This is a genomic window from Lentzea sp. NPDC060358 (genome assembly GCF_042725365.1).
In the GTDB taxonomy this organism is placed as follows: Bacteria; Actinomycetota; Actinomycetes; order Mycobacteriales; family Pseudonocardiaceae; genus Lentzea.
Genome location: NZ_JBHXCW010000179.1, coordinates 1 through 16,421, shown reverse-complemented (window position 1 = coordinate 16,421; position 16,421 = coordinate 1). Strand labels below are relative to the sequence as shown.

General features: G+C 70.7%; 12 protein-coding genes and 1 pseudogene. 5 read left to right on the top strand and 8 right to left on the bottom strand.

Annotation, left to right across the window (positions count from 1 at the left end):
* Nucleotides 1-39: 39 nt before the first annotated feature.
* Nucleotides 40-3,066, bottom strand: a complete 3,027-nt coding sequence (locus tag ACFWGZ_RS29780; protein ID WP_382454899.1) for a TIM-barrel domain-containing protein — start codon at nt 3,064-3,066, stop codon at nt 40-42.
* A 154-nt stretch (nt 3,067-3,220) separates the two neighbouring features.
* On the bottom strand, nt 3,221-5,149 hold the full coding sequence (locus tag ACFWGZ_RS29775; protein ID WP_382454898.1) for an FAD-dependent oxidoreductase: 1,929 nt from the start codon (nt 5,147-5,149) through the stop codon (nt 3,221-3,223).
* 191 nt (nt 5,150-5,340) lie between these two features.
* Here ACFWGZ_RS29775 and ACFWGZ_RS29770 point away from each other — a divergent pair, with 191 nt between their 5' ends.
* Complete coding sequence (locus tag ACFWGZ_RS29770; protein ID WP_382454897.1) at nt 5,341-6,966, top strand: GMC oxidoreductase; 1,626 nt, start codon at nt 5,341-5,343, stop codon at nt 6,964-6,966.
* A 9-nt stretch (nt 6,967-6,975) separates the two neighbouring features.
* Here the strand turns inward: ACFWGZ_RS29770 and ACFWGZ_RS29765 are convergent, their stop codons facing one another.
* From ACFWGZ_RS29765 to ACFWGZ_RS29750, 4 genes are read right to left on the bottom strand one after another with little or no spacing between them, the layout of a single operon-like run.
* On the bottom strand, nt 6,976-7,455 hold the full coding sequence (locus ACFWGZ_RS29765; RefSeq protein ID WP_382454896.1) for a carboxymuconolactone decarboxylase family protein: 480 nt from the start codon (nt 7,453-7,455) through the stop codon (nt 6,976-6,978).
* A complete protein-coding gene (locus ACFWGZ_RS29760) occupies nt 7,452-8,531 on the bottom strand; it encodes a dihydrodipicolinate reductase (protein WP_382454895.1) in 1,080 nt (359 codons plus the stop codon). Before ACFWGZ_RS29760 ends, ACFWGZ_RS29765 begins: the two co-directional genes overlap by 4 nt.
* 43 nt (nt 8,532-8,574) lie before the next feature.
* Entirely contained in the window at nt 8,575-9,798 is a 1,224-nt protein-coding gene (dinB, locus tag ACFWGZ_RS29755) for a DNA polymerase IV (RefSeq protein ID WP_382454894.1), read from the bottom strand.
* A 21-nt stretch (nt 9,799-9,819) separates the two neighbouring features.
* The gene (locus ACFWGZ_RS29750; protein WP_382454893.1) at nt 9,820-10,791 is read right to left on the bottom strand and encodes a serine hydrolase domain-containing protein; all 972 of its coding nucleotides are present in this window, start codon (nt 10,789-10,791) and stop codon (nt 9,820-9,822) included.
* A 120-nt stretch (nt 10,792-10,911) separates the two neighbouring features.
* Here ACFWGZ_RS29750 and ACFWGZ_RS29745 point away from each other — a divergent pair, with 120 nt between their 5' ends.
* The 3 genes and pseudogenes from ACFWGZ_RS29745 to ACFWGZ_RS29735 all read left to right on the top strand — a co-directional run bounded on the left by ACFWGZ_RS29745 (nt 10,912) and on the right by ACFWGZ_RS29735 (nt 13,695).
* Nucleotides 10,912-12,420, top strand: coding sequence for an ArnT family glycosyltransferase (locus ACFWGZ_RS29745; protein ID WP_382454892.1), 1,509 nt, complete (start codon nt 10,912-10,914; stop codon nt 12,418-12,420).
* Between the two features lie 133 nt (nt 12,421-12,553).
* Nucleotides 12,554-13,300 (top strand): S1 family peptidase, encoded by a 747-nt coding sequence (locus tag ACFWGZ_RS29740; RefSeq protein ID WP_382454891.1) that lies wholly within the window; start codon nt 12,554-12,556, stop codon nt 13,298-13,300.
* Nucleotides 13,195-13,695 (top strand): annotated as a pseudogene (locus ACFWGZ_RS29735) (SDR family NAD(P)-dependent oxidoreductase). Before ACFWGZ_RS29740 ends, ACFWGZ_RS29735 begins: the two are co-directional and overlap by 106 nt.
* A 4-nt stretch (nt 13,696-13,699) precedes the next feature.
* On the opposite strand, the gene ACFWGZ_RS29730 reads toward ACFWGZ_RS29735, so the two are convergent.
* Nucleotides 13,700-14,131: an Lrp/AsnC family transcriptional regulator gene (locus ACFWGZ_RS29730; RefSeq protein WP_382454890.1), complete on the bottom strand. Its 432-nt coding sequence runs from the start codon at nt 14,129-14,131 to the stop codon at nt 13,700-13,702.
* Between the two features lie 81 nt (nt 14,132-14,212).
* On the opposite strand from ACFWGZ_RS29730, the gene ACFWGZ_RS29725 reads away from it, so the two are divergent.
* Nucleotides 14,213-15,598, top strand: a complete 1,386-nt coding sequence (locus ACFWGZ_RS29725; RefSeq protein WP_382454889.1) for a pyridoxal phosphate-dependent decarboxylase family protein — start codon at nt 14,213-14,215, stop codon at nt 15,596-15,598.
* Here the strand turns inward: ACFWGZ_RS29725 and ACFWGZ_RS29720 are convergent.
* A complete protein-coding gene (locus tag ACFWGZ_RS29720; RefSeq protein ID WP_382454888.1) occupies nt 15,595-16,203 on the bottom strand; it encodes a TetR/AcrR family transcriptional regulator in 609 nt (202 codons plus the stop codon). The two genes, ACFWGZ_RS29725 and ACFWGZ_RS29720, sit on opposite strands and share 4 nt — an antisense overlap.
* Nucleotides 16,204-16,421 lie beyond the last annotated feature (218 nt).

Genomic DNA, 16,421 nt, shown 5'->3' with positions numbered 1-16,421 from the left:
CGCAGACCTCGCGCAGCAGCCGCGACCGGACGGAGTTCGCTAGATGCGGACCACCAGCTTCTGCAATGCCGACTTGGCCGTGGCCTTCACGGTCCTGGTCGTGCCGTCCGCGTTGTGCACCACCACGGTCCAGTCCCGTTTGGACACCTTGCCGGGGAACCAGCCCTTGGCCGGGTGCACGGTGACCTTGTCGCCGTCCTGCACGATCCGCGTGCGGGACGACAGCTTCTTGCCGCCGTCCTCGTAGAGCGAGAACTCGCCCTTGGCCCCGGCCGTCACGTGCACGGTCAGCGCGTCGGTCTTGTTCTGGGCGTCGTTGGTGACGTTGCCGGTGCGTTCCACCAGCACGCCGCCCGAGCGCAGGAACACCGGCATGGTGTCCAGGCCCGCGCTCACGGTCGCCCAGGTGTTGCCCTGGTAGACCTGGCCGGTGAAGTAGTCCGTCCACTGGCCGGGCGGGAACCAGACCCGCGTCGACGCCGTGGTGCCGGGCGTGGTGATCGGCGCCACCAGCATGTCCTGGCCCAGCAGGAACTGGCTGTCCACCGTGGAGTACGCCTCCGGGCTGCCCGGGTACTCCAGGTAGGCAGGCCGCACCATCGGCACGCCGGTGCGGTTCGCCTGCTCCGCCAGCGAGTAGAGGTACGGCACCAGGCGCTCGCGCAGGTTCAGGAACTTCGTCGCCGACGCGTTCGCCGCCGCGCCGTACTGCCACGGCAGGCGGTCGCTGTGGTTGCTGTGCAGGCGCGTGATCGGCTGGAACGCACCGAGCTGCACCCACCGCGCGTACATGTCGTCCGGCATCTTGGTGGTCCAGCGGAGCTGGCCGTTGTCGAGGTACTGCTCCGAGCCGCGGATGCCGGTGGTGTCGTTGTGACCGCCGATGTCGTGGCTGATGTTCGACATGCCCGTCGAGACGCCCTCGTTGGACGTGTACGCGATCGTGCCCTTCATCGTGCTCCACGTCGTGGACGTGTCACCGGTGAAGTGCAGCGTGGTGCGCTTCTCCGCCCACGGGCCCGTCGGCAGCGCGCCGCCGCCGCTGTACCCGCCGGCCTGCAGCGAACCGAAGCCGCGGGAGAACGCGAACGCGCCCATCTTGGCGTACTGCTCGTTGATCCAGGTGTCCGGCGTGACGCCGCGTTTCGACGAACCCGAGGCGTCGCAGCACCAGTCGAGCCACCAGAAGTCGGTGGGCATCTTGCCGTGCAGCTCCACGTACGCGCGCAGCTGGTCCGGGTCGCCCCAGTCGAAGCTGTAGTTGTCCACGCCGTCGCGGGTGCCGGTCTTCGCGAGCTTGCCCTTCGCGGTGGCCTGCGCCTTCGCGAAGTCCGGGTCGTCGCCCTGGATGCTCGGGTGGATGTTGAGCGTGCTGTGCAGGCCCTCGGCGTGCGCCCAGTCCAGGAACCCCTGCGGGTCGGGGAACTTGTTCTGGTCCATCCGCCAGCCGTTCCACAGGTTGTGCGCCTTGAAGTCCGTGTCGACGACGAGGACGTCCAGCGGCACGCCGTTCTGGCGGAACGCGGGCAGGATCCGGTCGCGGAAGTCCGCCGCGGTCCGGTCGATGTACTCCGAGTACCAGACGCCGTAGGCCCAGCGCGGCAACAGCTTCGGCCCGCCGGTCAACGCCGCGAGGTCGCCCAGCGCGGTCTTGTAGTTCTGGCCGTAGCCGAACACGTACCCGTCCTGGTACGGCTGCGCGCCCTTGTTCGCCCGCAGCGTCCCGTCGCGCAGCGCCGAAGGCGTGTCGTCGAGCATGAACCAGCCGTCGCGGTAGAGCAGGCCGGGGTAGAGGCGGGGATCGCCGTTGTCGCCGTTGTAGCCGTCCAGCGAACGCCGGTAGCCGCCGAGCGCCAGGTGCTGCGTGGAGGTGTTGACCCCGATCGTGTCGAGGTTGACGTGGCAGCCGGCCGCCGGGCAGGTGACCGTGAGATCGGACGAGCCCGCGGGCAGCGGGACCTGGAGCGTCGCGGTGCCCCACGTCGCCCAGTTCGCCGTGGTGGGCAGGGTGTGCTGCTGCCCGTTGACCAGCACGGTCCGCGGCTCGTACTTGCCGTCGCCACCGGTGCCGTTGGCGTAGCGCAGCACGACCGGGTAGGTGCCGGCGGAGGGCACGCTGGTCACGCGCTGGACCAGCTTCGTGCCGCCGACCAGCTCGGCCACGAACCCGGTGCCCGCGTAGCCCGCGTGCTCGTCCGCGATCTTCGCCGCGCCGCTGAGCACGCCGTTCTCGGCGTCGCAGCTGGTGCCGAAGCGGCACTCGTCGGTGGCCTTGACGCTCGGGTAGGCCTGGCCGGCGGTCAGCAGGGCGATGCTGTCAACGTTGACATTGCCCGAGTCGCCGGCGTTCTTGGTGAGCGCGACGCGGTGCTCGCCCGCCGCCAGGTCGAACTCGGCCTCGGCCGTCCGCCAGTCGTTCCAGTCGTTGCCGCGGGCCAGCGTGATCTGCCGCGGCGCCTGACCGTCGACGCTCAGGCCGAGCGTGCGGTTCTCGTGCTTGCCGTCGCCGCCCTGGCCGTTCGCGTACCGCACGACGACCCGGTGCCGGCCCGCGGCGGTCGCGCGCACCGTGGAGGTGACGCCGTTGTTGGTGTACTGGAACCCGGCGACGAACCCGGAACCGGTGTGGCCGGGGTGGTCGGCCTGCACGAGCATGCCCTCGCGCGCCTGGTCCTCGGCCTCGCAGAGCTGCCCGGTCGCACAGACCACCCGCCGCCACGGGGACGCGGTCGTGCCACCGGCCTTCAGCTCGAGGTTGTCCGCGCGGAACGGGCCGGACCCGACCCGGTAGCGCAGGGTCAGCGCGGACGTGGTGATGACGAGCCAGCCGTCCGTGACCCGCGAGGTGTAGGAGGGCGGCGTGAAGCCCCGGTTGACAACGTTGTAGGTGGCCGCGTTCTCGAAGCGGCTGTCTCCGGCGTACTCCGTTCGCACGAGGGTGGGGGACAGGACCTGGAACCGCGCCTGCCCCGACGTGACCGTGCCGTTCGGCTGGGCGGTCGCGGGGGTGGGCAGGCCCAGGGCCAGCAAGGCCAGCAGGGGGATGACTGTCGTGCGTTTCCGCATCGTTCTCCTCGTCTGACGCCGTCGGCTTCCGAGGTGTTCAGGCACCTGAACGTTCTTCACCTTGGCCTTGCCGTGTGGAGCGATCAAGAGGCCAGTCGGAGCAGCGACCGGGCGAACGACCGGTCCAGCACGGGGGAGGTCCGGACCGCCCCGGTCACGGCTCGCCGGCCGGCGCGGCGCTCTCGGCGGCCCGAGCCTGCCGGGCCACCGGCAGGGTCACCTCTCCCAGGGCCGTCTCCAGGTGCTCCCACCGCGTCACGAGGTCCGCCAGCATCAGCATCATCACCTCGGGGAACGCGTACAGGAAGCTCTGGTACCGGTAGTGGTCGAGGTAGAACACCGCGACGTCGCCCACCGCCGTCGCGGACGTGGTGCGGGCGTTGAAGAACAGGTCGTAGTGGCCGAGCAGCGTGCCGGGGCCGAGCACCGCGCGTGCGTAGATGCCGCCGAAGTCGACCTCCACCTCGCCCCGCTCCACGAGGAACACGCCGTGCGCCGCGTCGTCCTCGTGGAAGAGCCGATCTCCCGCCGCGTAGGGGATCTCGTCGAACATCGACGCGAGCGTCTCGAGCTCGGAGTCCTGCAGCGTGCCGAACAGGCGGACGCCGTGCGGGTCCGCGCTCGACCGCAGGCACTCCACCCGCGCGGCCAGCTCGGGCTCGGTGAGGTGGTTCATCCTCATCCGCACGAACCGCAGCATCCGGTCGGTGCCGCGGGTCTGGCGGCGCGGCCTCCCGGCGCTCGGCGGGGTGTGCAGCGCCGGGTCGCCGCTGATCCGCGCCGCCTCGCGCAGGCCGGACTCGTAGGCGCTGTGCACGCAGCCCCAGTGGTACGGGTTCGTGCCCTCGCCGGCGAAGAACAGCGCGTCGCCGACCGGTTCGGCGAGCGTCGCGATGTCCTTCGCGGACGAGCCGACGCCGATGCAGGTGTAGGACCCCAGCGCGTACGGGTCGCGCGACCAGCCGGTCCGCGAGACCTCCACGGGCGCCGGGGCGTCCTGGCCGAAGAGGTCCGCCACCACCGAGACCGCGTAGTCGGAGACCTCCTCCGGGGACCACGTCTCCACCTCGCGGCCGAGCGACGCGCCGAGCAGCATCACCAGGACCGGCTTGCCGTGCGACTTCCACATGCTGATCACGACGGTCGGGTACCGGTCGGTGTCGCGGCACAGGTAGCCGAAGACGTACTGCTCGCGCGGCCAGAACGGTGCGCTGTAGTGCAGCGCGATCTTGTTGAGCGTGCCGAACCCCAGCCGGGCGATCGCCGACCGCTTGTCCCGCGGCAGCGGCGGCGCGAACTCCACCGTCGAGGCCTTCAGCACCCCGAGCGGCAGCGTCACGAGCACCTTGGCCGCTTCGAACACGCCCCGCGAGGTCGTGACCCGGCCGGGCTCGATCCGCGTGACCACGTGTCCCAGCCGGACGTCGAGGCCGTCGGCGAGGGCGTCCACAACGGACTGGTAGCCCTGGTGCAGCGTGCTGTCGCCGTAGCCGTAGACGAGGTAGCCCTCCTCCCAGTGCTGCAACGACAGCTTGTCCGGGTCCTCCGCCGCGTCCTCGCGCAGGACGACGTTGAGGTGGTAGCGCACCGCCTGTTCGTCCTCGGCGGACAGTGCGCGCTGCGCCAGGACCTCGCGCACGGCGGACCCCAGCGGCACGTCGGGCAGCCCGTCCCGGCGGGCCGCGGCGGCGCGCTGCTCGAGCTCGTGCAGCACGTCGTCGGCCAGTTCGAGCGTGCGGCTCTTGTGGCGGTGGCCCATCGCGCTCCGGTCGGTGCCGAACAGGTCGAGGCTGTCGAAGCCGCCGGTGTACGCGCTGTCGCCGCCCACGTAGCTGTACGGGATGCCCAGGTCCTCCACCAGTTCGGTGACCGGGTTGCCGTCCGTGCCGTGGATCCAGTGCGCGCCCAGGTCGACGCCGTGCTCGTCGGTCCAGATCCGCCCTCCGACCCGGTCCCGCGCCTCCAGGACGGTGACGGGGTGGCCCCGGTCGCGCAACGCGCGCGCAGCCGCCAGTCCCGCGATCCCCGCGCCCACCACCACGACGCCCGCTCTGGCGTCCCCGTCCTCAGATACCTCCGGCATCGCTCGATTGTCGGGCGGCCGTGCGTGTCCGAACATTCCCGGATCGTGTGCTCCTGATCGGCCGTCCGGGTTGCCCGCCGACCGGCCACCGGCGCTGCGCTCTGCGAATGAACCGGGACGACCAGGTAGTGACTTGACCTATCACCGCCGGTATAACTTGTTCTCATGCGCTCACAGTGAGGAAGATCACAATGAAGCACACAACGTCGTGTGACAACGGTTTACCCGGTCCCTCCCGTCGCTCCTTTCTTGCTGGAACAGGTTCTATTCTTGGTGCGGCCGCCCTCGGTGCCGCCGCTCCCGCCGCCCGAGCGTCCACTTCGATCGCCGACGCGGCCGTCGTCCCCGCCCTGGTCATCGGCACCGGCTACGGCGGCTGCGTCACGGCCCTGCGCCTCGCCCAGGCGGGCATCGACGTGCAGATGGTCGAGATGGGCATGGCCTGGGACACCCCGGGCGCCGACGGCAAGATCTTCGCCAACACCACCACACCGGACCAGCGGTCGTTCTGGCTGCGCACCAAGACGAAGCAGCCGCTGAGCAACTTCCTGGGCTTCCCGATCGACAAGAACATCCCGAAGTACACGGGAGTCCTCGACGCCGAGGAGTTCGCCGGGATCACCGTCTACCAGGGCCGCGGTGTCGGCGGCGGCTCGCTCGTCAACGGCGGCATGGCCGTCACGCCGAAGCGGGAGAACTTCGGCGAGATCCTGCCGACGGTCGACCCCGACGAGATGTACGGCACCTTCTACCCGCGCGCCAACGCCGAGCTGGGCGCGAGCCTGGTGCGGTCGGCGTGGTTCGAGAGCACCGACGCCTACCAGTACGCGCGGGTCGGCCGGAAGCACGCCCAGCGGTCGAACTTCCCGTACGTGTTCGTGCCGACCGTGTACGACTGGAACTACATGGAGCAGGAGGCTGCGGGCACCGCCACGAAGTCGGCGCTGGCGGGGGAGATCCTCTACGGCAACAACTTCGGCAAGAAGTCCCTGCAGAAGACCTACCTGCCCAAGATCAGGGCCACCGGCCGCGTCACCATCTCACCGCTGCACCGGGTCGCCTCGGTCGCGCCGGCCTCCGGCGGCTACCTCGTCACCGTCGAGCAGCTCAACACCACCGGTGACGTCATCGCCACCAAGCAGGTGACCGCGGCGAAGGTGTTCTTCGCGGCGGGCAGCGTCGGCACGAGCAAGCTCCTGGTGAAGCTGAAGGCCACGGGCGCGCTGCCGAACCTCAACGGCGAGGTGGGCAAGGGCTGGGGCGACAACGGCAACGTGATGTGCGGCCGCGCCAACCACCTGTGGGACCCGACCGGCAGCCTCCAGTCGTCCATCCCGACGCTCGGCATCGACAACTGGGCCGCGGGCGGTGCGTTCGCCGAGGTGGCACCGCTGCCGACCGGCATCGAGACCTACGCGTCGTTCTACCTCTCGATCACCAGGACGCCCAACCGCGCCCAGTTCACCTGGAACCCGTCGACGAGCAAGGTCGACCTCAGCTGGCAGACCGCGTGGAAGGAGGTCTCGATCGCCGCGGCCAAGACCATCTTCGACAAGATCAACTCGAAGGAGGGGACGATCTACCGGACCGACCTCTTCGGCGTCTACAAGATCTGGGGCGACCACCTGACCTACCACCCGCTGGGCGGCGCGATCCTGAACAGGGCGACCGACAACTACGGCCGCCTGCAGGGGTACTCCGGTCTGTACGTGGTGGACGGATCGCTCATCCCCGGCACGACGGTGGTGAACCCGTTCGTCACGATCACCGCGCTGGCCGAGCGGAACATCGCGAAGATCATCGCCACCGACTTCTGACCGGGCCGCTCAGATCTTCGGCAGCACGCACATCGCGTCGAGGCCGAACACCCGGTTCAGCCGGCCGAACACGAGCCACGCCCCGATGCTCATCGTCAGTTCGACGATCTCGGCCTGGCTGTAGTGCGCGGTCATCCGCGACCAGAACTCGTCGTCGAGGCCGTGGTGGTCCAGTGCGTACCTCTCGGCGTACTCCGCGGCCAGCCGCGCGCGGTCGTCGAACGCGTCGGTGGTGCGCCACTGGGTCACCGCGTCGAGGAACCCCTCCTCGACCTTCTCGCCGTCGCGCTCGGTCCGGAAGTCCAGGCAGAACAGGCAGCCGTTGACCTGCGCGATCCGCAGCCGCGCCGCCTCGAACTCGCGCAGCCCCAGCGTGGTGTGCTGGTACACGGCGAGCGAGAGGGTCGCGGCGGGGACGCCGATGCCCGGCACCATCTCGCCCCACACGTACCCGATGGGGTCCTTGCCCTCGGGGATGTCGATGTTCATCCCTTGCTCCTCCCGAGCTTTCCGGCGACGGGCCGCAGCGGGACGTCGAGCGCGTCGTAGAGCCCCGGTCCGGCGGCGGCCAGCCAGTCGATGGCGTTGACGATCCGGCCGACCGCGGTCGCGTTGCCGCCGGCGGAGCGGTTCTCGCCCTCGTCCACGGCCTCGACCGACACCTCGATGCGCGGCTGTCCCTCGATGATCACCTTGTGCGCGCCGTCGCCCGAGGGCGGCATCGGCCAGTCCGTGGCGCACGACGCGTGGATGCGCGTGATGTGCTCGATGACGATCAGCGGCTCGCCGCCGACGACGCCCTGCACCTCGAACCGGATCGCGCCCTGCGTGCCCGCCTCGAACTCGCCCATGGTCCGGGTCGTCACGGTCTCGTCGAGCGCGCGCCGCTCGACGGTCTCGCGGATCTCGTCGAGCTCGACGCCCAGCGCCCGCGCCATCAACCGGAGCTGGCCACCCCACACCATGGTCGGCACGGTCGCCATCAGCATCGGCGCCTGGTAGTCGAGCGGCTGCCCGAACCCGATCAGCCAGCGCACCGCGTCCGGCTGGTCGTAGGTCGAGTAGTCGAAGATCTCCTGGCAGCGCACGGCGTCGATGGTGTGGCCGAGGCCGCTGACCATCAGCGGCAGCACGTCGTTGCCCCAGCCGGGGTCCACACCGGAGACGAACAGCGACCCGCCGCCCTCCGCGATCGCGGCTAGAACCGGTTCTCGCAACTCCGGCGGCGCGCTGCGGTGGTCGTAGAGCGCGTACAGCGACGGCGTGACGACGACCGCGCCCGCCCTGACCGCCCTGGTGATGTCGGCCAGCGCGTCGTCGGGCCGGATGTCGCCGGACGCCGCGTAGACGACGGCGCGCGGACTCGCCGCGAGCACGGCGTCGATGTCGGTCGTGGCCGCGATCCCGAGCTCGTGGCCGAGTCCCGCGAGATCGCCCGCGTCCCGGCCCGCCTTGTCCGGGTTGTGCACGACCACGCCCGTGAGCTTCAGTCCCGGATGGGCCTCGACGGCCCGGATCGCGGAACGGCCGACGTTTCCGGTGCCCCACACCACTGTGGCGATCATGCCGGTAGACTAACTAGAACACGTTTCAGTTTACAAGCGTCCATCAGGCGTACGGCGGCGACGCCCCAGGTCGCGGCCGGTCCGGCAGCAGCGGCACCGAGATCCCCGGATCGCGTCCCAGCGACGCCGCCCGCGTCACCGACGCGTTGCCGAACCGGTGCCGCACGTGGTCCAGCGCGGCGTCGAGCGCGGCGGGCCTCGCCTGTTCGAACGGCAGCGCCAGCTGCAACGGCGTGTCGTCCTGGAGGTTGGTCAGCGACACCCCCAGCAGCGTGATGCCCCGGTCGAGGACCAGTGGCATCGCGCCGTCCAGCAGCTGCCGCGCCGCCCCGAGCAGCACCTCGGTCTCGGCCGTCGGGTCGCTGATCGTCAGCGACCGCGTCGCCCTGGTGAAGTCGGCGAACCGCAGGCGCAGCACGACGGTCCGGCACGCGCGGTGGCCGGTGCGCAGCCGCCGGGTGATGCCGTCGACGAGCGAGGCGAGGACGGCCTCCAGGTCGTCGCGCGAGCGCTCCCGCCGGCCCAGGGCGCGCTGCGAGCCGATGGAACGGCGCCGTCGTCCTGTGTGGACCGGGCGCGGATCGTGGTTGTGCGCCAACGCGTGCAGGTGCCGGCCCGCTGCCCGGCCGAGGAGCGACACGAGGCCGCTCTCGTCCAGGGCCGCGACCTCGCCGACGGTCCGGATGCCGAGCCCGTGCAGCCTCGCCGCGGTGACCTCACCGACGCCCCACAGCCGTTCGACCGGCAGCGGGTGCAGGAAGTCGAGCTCGCCGTCGGCCGGCACGACCAGCAGCCCGTCGGGCTTCGCGACACCGCTCGCGACCTTCGCGAGGAACTTGGTCCGCGCCACCCCGACCGTGATCGGCAGCCCCACCTCGGCGAGCACGCGTGCCCGCAGCCGTGCGGCGACCACCTCGGGTGGTCCCGCGATCCGCCGCAGCCCGCCGACGTCCAGGAACGCCTCGTCGATCGACAGGCCCTCGACCAGCGGCGTCGTGTTGCGGAAGACCTCGAACACCGCCTTGCTCGCGGCCGAGTAGGCCGGCATCCGCGGCGGCACGACGATCGCGTGCGGGCACAGCTGCTTCGCCCGGCGGCCGCCCATCGCCGTGCGCACGCCGAACGCCTTGGCCTCGTAGCTCGCCGCCAGCACCACGCCGCCGCCGACGATCACCGGCCGCCCGCGCAGCGCGGGGTCGTCCCGCTGCTCGACCGACGCGTAGAACGCGTCCAGGTCGGCGTGCAGGATCGGGGTGCTCACGAACACATGTTCGCACCGCTCACCCGTTCAGAACAGCGTCGTAAGGGCACGTGCGATCGGCCACGCGCCGGGCGAGGTGTTGGACAGCACCGTCGCCGTGGTCCCGGTGCGCGGGTCGTGCGTGGACCTGAACGAGGCGCCGGCGTCCCAGCCGGCCAGGATCACCGCGTCGCTCGTCCCGTGCAGCCAGAACCCGAGCCCGTACCGCAGCGACTCCTCCGGCACGTCGTGGCGCGGCCGGCGCACCTCGTCGGCGAGGTCCGACTCGAACAACGCCCGCCAGAACCGCGCCATGTCACCCGCGGTCGTGTGGATGCCCCCGTCGCCGTTGGCCAGCACGGGCAGGTGGAAGACGTTGGACCGGTCCGAGCCGTCGAGGTAGCCGACGGCCGCGTCGGCCGGGAGTTCGTCGGAGCGCAGGAACCCGGTCCTGGTCAGGCCGAACGGCGTCAGCACCCGCTCGCGGACCAGGTCGTGGTAGGTGCGCCCGGACGCCCGTTCCGCCAGCAGGGCGAGGACGACGTAGCCGCTGTTGCAGTAGCCGAACCGCTCGCCCGCCGCGAACTTCGGCGGGATCCCGTCCAGCAGCGGCAGGAACGCCTCCGTGGTCGTCAGCACGTGCACCGCTCCGACGAGGTGGTCGTTCACGTCCATCTCGGCTTCCTCGTCGAGGTAGTCGCCGATGCCGGACGTGTGGGTGAGCAGGTGTTCGACCGTCACGTCGTCCGCGACGAGCGGCAGGTCGCCGCCGAGCAGCGAGCGCGCGGCCGTGCCGAGGCCGAGCACCCCGTCGCGGACGAGCGAGAGCACGGTGAGGGCGGTGAACCCCTTGCTGCCGCTGGCGATGCCGAACCGGGTGTCGACGGTGTTCGGCACGCGGTACGCGCGGTTCGCGAACCCGTAGGCCGCCGAGAACTCGGTCTCGTCCCCGCGGTCGACCCGGACCACGCCGGAGAAGCCGGTGTCCCGGGCGATCCCCTCGATGTCTTCCCACCGCATCCGCGCAGGTTAGACCCAGGATTGCGGTGATCACGACCGAATTTCCCGCGAATGCTTGACAACCGAACGCGCGGGCATCTCGTTTCCGGGAGTACCGACGACACGAGGAAGGACCCGACGGTGCTGCTCGCCACCAGTGCGCCGCCCAGCCCGGCCGCCGCGCCCGCCGCGGCGGGACGGCGCCGGCTGTTCGCGGTGGTCGCGGCCGTGCTCCTGGCCCAGATGGCGATCGCGATGGTCACCACGGCCCTCCAGCAGACGCCGACGGTCGACGAGCCGGTCTACATCGGTGCCGCGACCACGTACCTCGAAGAGCACAGCCTGCGCTACAACCTGGAACATCCGCCGCTGGGCAAGCTGGTCATGGCGGTCGGGCTCGCGTTCGCCGACCTGCGCTCCGAGGCGGGTTTCCCGGGCGACCAGACGGAGTTCGGCCGGCACCTGCTCTACGAGTCGGGCAACGACCCGCAGCACCTGCTCCTGCTGGCGCGGCTGCCGATCATCGTGCTCACCCTGCTGTTCGGGGTCGTCGTCCTGCTGTTCGCCCGCGACCTGACGGGCCACGTCGGTGCGATCGTGGCGCTTTCGCTCTACGCGTTCTCCCCGGACCTCATCGCGCACGGTTCGCTGGCGACGCTCGACGTGCCGGCGGCCGGGTTCGTGCTGACGTCGGCCTGGATGCTGTGGCGGGCCAGGGAGAACGCGCACCACCTGCCGTTGGCCGGGCTCGCCCTGGGAGCCGCGCTCGCCACCAAGACGAACACGCTCGCGGTGGTGCCGGTGCTGCTGTTCCTGGCCTGGCACGCGCACCGCCGGATCAAGCCCGTGGCGGTGCTGTCGCTGATCGCGGTGGCCGTGGTCTGGGGGTCCTACGCGGCGGTCGACCCGGCGCAGGCGTTCCCCGCGCCCTACCTCGAGGGCATCGGTCTGCAGCTCGGGTTCGAGGAGCGGGTGTGGGGCGGCTACCTGTTCGGCGTGCACTACGAGGGCTCGCACTGGTACTACCTGCCGGCGGCGCTGCTGGTGAAGACACCGCTGGGCGCGCTTCTGCTGTGGGCGGCCGGAACCGCGGCGATCCTGCGGCGCCCGCAGGCGTGGTACGTGCTGCTGCCCGCCGGGGTGCTGTTCGCCGCCGCGATGACCGGCAACCGCGACCTCGGCGTGCGGTACGCGATCTTCGTGCCGATGTTCCTCGCCGTCGCGGCGGCCTTCGTCGCGGACCGGCGGTTCGCGATGCCCGCGGTGGCGCTCGTCGCCGCCAGTTCGCTGTGGACGTTCCCCTACTACCTGCCGTACTCCAACGAGCTCTTCGGCGGCCCGTCCAAGACCCACCTGCACCTGCACGACTCGAACGTCGACTGGGGCCAGGACCTCGGCAGGCTGGCCGACCGGCTGCGGCGCCACTCCGGCGAACGGCTGTGGCTCGTCTACAAGGGCGCGGGAGTGCCCGAGCACTACGGGATCCACGGGCAGGACCCGCGCGAGACGACACCGGACCAGGTGCACGGGCTGCTCGTCGTCTCCGGCACCGCCATCGCGAAGGCCGACGGCCGCCTGCAGGAGCTGCTCGACACCTCCACGCCGATCGACGTCGTCGGCCACAGCATCACGATCTTCCGCAGGCCGTAGCGAGAAAGTTCCGCACCCCTACGGATGTCGTCCCTGATTGTTCCTCTCCCGCCCTGCTCCGAGAGTGATCGGCAGCGAACGCCCGCCGCCCTGCCACGAGAGCGGGCGTTCCGAGATCCGGAGAGGAACCACCGTGAGAAGAACACGTTCCTGGGGCCTGCTGGCCCTGGTGACGGCGACCGCGCTGACGCCACTGGGCGTCGCGGACGCCGCGCCGCCGAAGAACGCCCCTGCGGCGAACTACCTGGGGGACACCGTCCCCGCGAACCTGGGAGACGCCTCGCCGATGTTCGTCGGCGGGCAGAACGCCACCGTGAGCGAGCTCCCCGGCATCGTCGCGGGCATCCGCGCCGGCGGCTCCCGGCCGCAGGGCCAGACCTGCACCGGCACGGTCGTCGCGCCGCGCAAGATCCTCATCGCGGCGCACTGCGCGGACGCCGAAGGGGAGAAGAAGTTCGTCTACGGGCTCGACGACCTCAAGGACTACAACAACGGCAACGGGTCCGGGTTCGCCGTCGTCAGTTACAAGAAGCACCCGAAATACGTCAACTTCGACCAGGGCTTCGACGTCGCCGTCGTGACGGTGGACCGCGACATCGCGCTCAAGGGCGTTGCCGCGTACCCGAAGTTCGCCACCTCGGCCGACGCGGGCGGTGCGGCGCCGGGCAGGACCGGGCTGGGTTTCGGCTACGGCAAGAAGGACTTCACCGACACCTCGCAGGACGTCACGCTCGACAAGGCGAGCACGCGTTCGACGCCGCCGGTCGCGACCACGTGCCCGACGGCAAGATCGACGTCCTCGTCCACGACGCGGCAGCGGGCAGCTTCGTGGGACTGGGCGAGCTGGAGCAGGACGAGTTCGACCGGGTGTTCGCGGTGAACGTGCGGGCGCCGTTCTCCGTCACCCAGGCCGCGTTGCCACGCCTGCGCGACGGCGGCCGGGTCATCACCATCTCGAGCCGCGCGGCCACCCTCGCGACGCCGGGGACGATCGCCTACAGCGCCTCCAAGGGCGCCCTGGACTCGTTCACGCTGTCGCTCGCCAAGGAGCTCGGGCCCAGGGGATCACGGTCAACGCCGTGTCGCCCGCCATCGTCCTCACGAGGAACCACGACCGGCTGAAGGCCGACCCCGCGGCCGCAGCCCGCGACGGTCGCGCTCGGGCGTCTCGGTGAACCGGACGACGTGGCGGACTTCGTGGCCTTCCTCGCCTCCGACGACTCCCGCTGGATCACGGGTCAGGTCCTCGACGTCACCGGCGGCACGGAGATCTGAGGCCCTACTTCACCGCTTTCATCGGGAACTGCGAGTTCGTGCGTGCCACGCCCGGCAGCCGGGTCAGGGCGGACATGTAGAGCTGCTCGTAGGCGGCGAGGTCGGCCACCGCGACCCACAGGTGGTAGTCCGGCTGCCCGAACATGCGCACGCACGACTCGACCTCGTCGATCTCGGCGATCCGCGCCTCGAACGCCTCGATGGACGCCAGGTCCTGCGCGGCGATGTCGATGTGCACCAGCACCCGGAACCCGCGGCCGAGCGCCTTGCGGTCCACGGCCGCGTGGTACCCGGTGATCACGCCGGACTCCTCCAGCGCCCGCACCCGCCGCAGGCACGGCGACGGCGTGAGGCCCACCTTGTCGGCCAGTTCGGTGTTGGTGAGCCGGCCGTCCTCCTGGAGGTGGCGGATGATTGCGCGATCGATGCGGTCCACTGGCAGATCATGCCACGAATCGTGCCGAGCAAGGCCGAAGTGGCAATCGTGTGCCGCGCTTCGCAGCCTAATCTGCTTGCTGTGAACGAACTCCTGCTGACCGACGACGAACGCGCCCACGCCGGCGCCCGGCTCACCGCGGTGCTCGACAGCTACGAACGCGGCCTGGCCGAGGCCGACATCCTGCCCGCACCCGACCGCGCGAAGCTGGGCGGACTGCTCGCCCCGATGCCGGAGAAGGGCATCGGCCTGGACGCGCTCTTCGACAGCTGGGAGGACGTGATCCTGCCCGGCTCGACGGCGGTCGCGCACCCGCGGTTCCTCGCCTACGTCCTCGGCCCGCCCAACGGCATCGCGCCCTACGCCGAGGCGCTGGCGGCGGCGATCAACCAGAACTGCAACTTCTGGCAGCTGTCCCCGGCGGCCAGCGTCGTCGAGCGGTCCGTGCTCGAGTGGCTCGCGTCGGTGGTCGGCTTCCCCAGCGGTGCCAAGGGAATCCTGACCGGTGGCGGCTCGCTCGCGACGTTGCAGGCGCTCGCCACGGCGCTGCACGACCGCGTCCCGGACTTCCACCGGACCGGCCTGCAGCGCGACCACGCGCCGTTGGTCGTCTACACCTCCGTCGAGGCGCACCGCAGCGTCGACAAGGCGGCGGCGATCCTCGGCATCGGGCTCGACAACGTGCGGCACGTCGAGACCGACGACCGGCACCGCATGGACGTCGGCGCACTGCGGCGGGCCGTCGAGCAGGACCGCCGCGACGGGCTGCGGCCGTGGTGCGTCGTCGCCACGTGCGGCACGGTGTCGACCGGGTCGGTCGACCCGCTCGACGCCGTCGCGGACCTGTGCTCCGAAGAGGGCCTGTGGCTGCACGTCGACGGCGCCTACGGCGCGCTCTTCCTGCTGTCGGAGAGCATGCGCGAGCTGATGGGCGGGTGCGCGCGCGCCGACTCGATCACGCTCGACCCGCACAAGCTGCTGTACGCGCCGCTGGAGGCCGGGTGCCTGCTCGTGCGCGACGGCGCCAAGCTGCGCGACGCCTACGCGTTCGACTCCTCGTACCTCACGGTCGCCGAGGACCCGCTGATGACCGACTACATGGACTACGGCCCGCAGCTCTCCCGCAACTTCAAGGCCTTCAAGGTGTGGAGCGCCGTGCAGGCGTTCGGCGTCGACGCGTTCCGCAAGGCCAACGAACGCACACTGGAACTCGCCCGCTACCTGGCCGAGGGCATCGAGGCCATCGACGGCCTGACGCTGCTCGCGCCCGTCACGCTGACAGCGGTGTGCTTCTCGGTCGACGGCGTCGAGGACCACACGGCGTTGCTCGAGGAACTGGCGGCCGAGAACGTCGCATTGCTCGGACCCGTGGTGGTCGGCGGGAAGCACGGCATCCGGGCGTGCATCACGAACCACCGGACCACCGTCGAGGACATCGACCTGGTGCTGGACCGCCTGTGGCGTTAGGCCCAGACGTCGGCGAGGTTCCTCTCGAACAGGCTCGCGATGGACATGAGCGCGCTGTCCAGGTCGACGTTGTCCGGATCGACCAGCGCCTGGAGGTGGATGCCCAGGAGCGCGCCGTTGAGCGCGACGGCGGCGGTGCGCTCCTTCTCCTGCGCGACCGCCGGATCCACGCCGGCCGGGCGGCGCAGTCGCAGCAGCACCTCGATGCCCTCGCGCCGCCGGGCGAAGAACTGCTGGTACTGCTCGGTCACGACACCCCGGTCGCCCAGCGCCTCGACCAGCACCATGAACACCAGCGCCGAGTTGCCGGAGCGCAGCAGGCCGGCGGTCTCGGCGAACACCTCGGTCAGCGTCGGCACGGTCTCATAGCGCTCGGCGGGCCAGATCCGCTCGACCACCCGCTCGACGACGGCCATGACCAGGCCGTCCTTGTTCTTGAAGTGCCAGGGGATCGAGCCGCGGCTGATGCCGGAGCGCCGGGCTATGTCCACGAAGGACGTCCGGTCGAAGCCGCGTTCGGCGAACAGCTCCTCGGCGGCGTCGAGGATGCGGCGGCGGCTTTCGTCGCCGATCTCGTCCATTCGGCGTGGGGCTGGGGTGGTCACGGGGGTCATGGTATTCGTTGGGGTCGGCGGTCCTGGTCTGTGCTGTGGGCTTCCGGTTTCGTGCTCGGGTTCCTGTTTACTGCTCGGGGCTCCGCCCCGAACCCCGCCAGCTGATCAAAGACCGGCCAGCGCCGTGGGCGGGTTGATGGCACGCCTGTTTCGTTGGGCGGCTTGCTGTTGCGTTGGTGGTTGCGGTGTGGGGTGGTCCCGTCACGAGC

Coding starts and splice junctions, on each gene's coding strand:
- ACFWGZ_RS29780 (WP_382454899.1), bottom strand. CDS start 3,066: ATGCGGAAACGCACGACAGTCATCCCCCTGCTGGCCTTGCTGGCCCTG.
- ACFWGZ_RS29775 (WP_382454898.1), bottom strand. CDS start 5,149: ATGCCGGAGGTATCTGAGGACGGGGACGCCAGAGCGGGCGTCGTGGTG.
- ACFWGZ_RS29770 (WP_382454897.1), top strand. CDS start 5,341: ATGAAGCACACAACGTCGTGTGACAACGGTTTACCCGGTCCCTCCCGT.
- ACFWGZ_RS29765 (WP_382454896.1), bottom strand. CDS start 7,455: ATGAACATCGACATCCCCGAGGGCAAGGACCCCATCGGGTACGTGTGG.
- ACFWGZ_RS29760 (WP_382454895.1), bottom strand. CDS start 8,531: ATGATCGCCACAGTGGTGTGGGGCACCGGAAACGTCGGCCGTTCCGCG.
- ACFWGZ_RS29750 (WP_382454893.1), bottom strand. CDS start 10,791: ATGCGGTGGGAAGACATCGAGGGGATCGCCCGGGACACCGGCTTCTCC.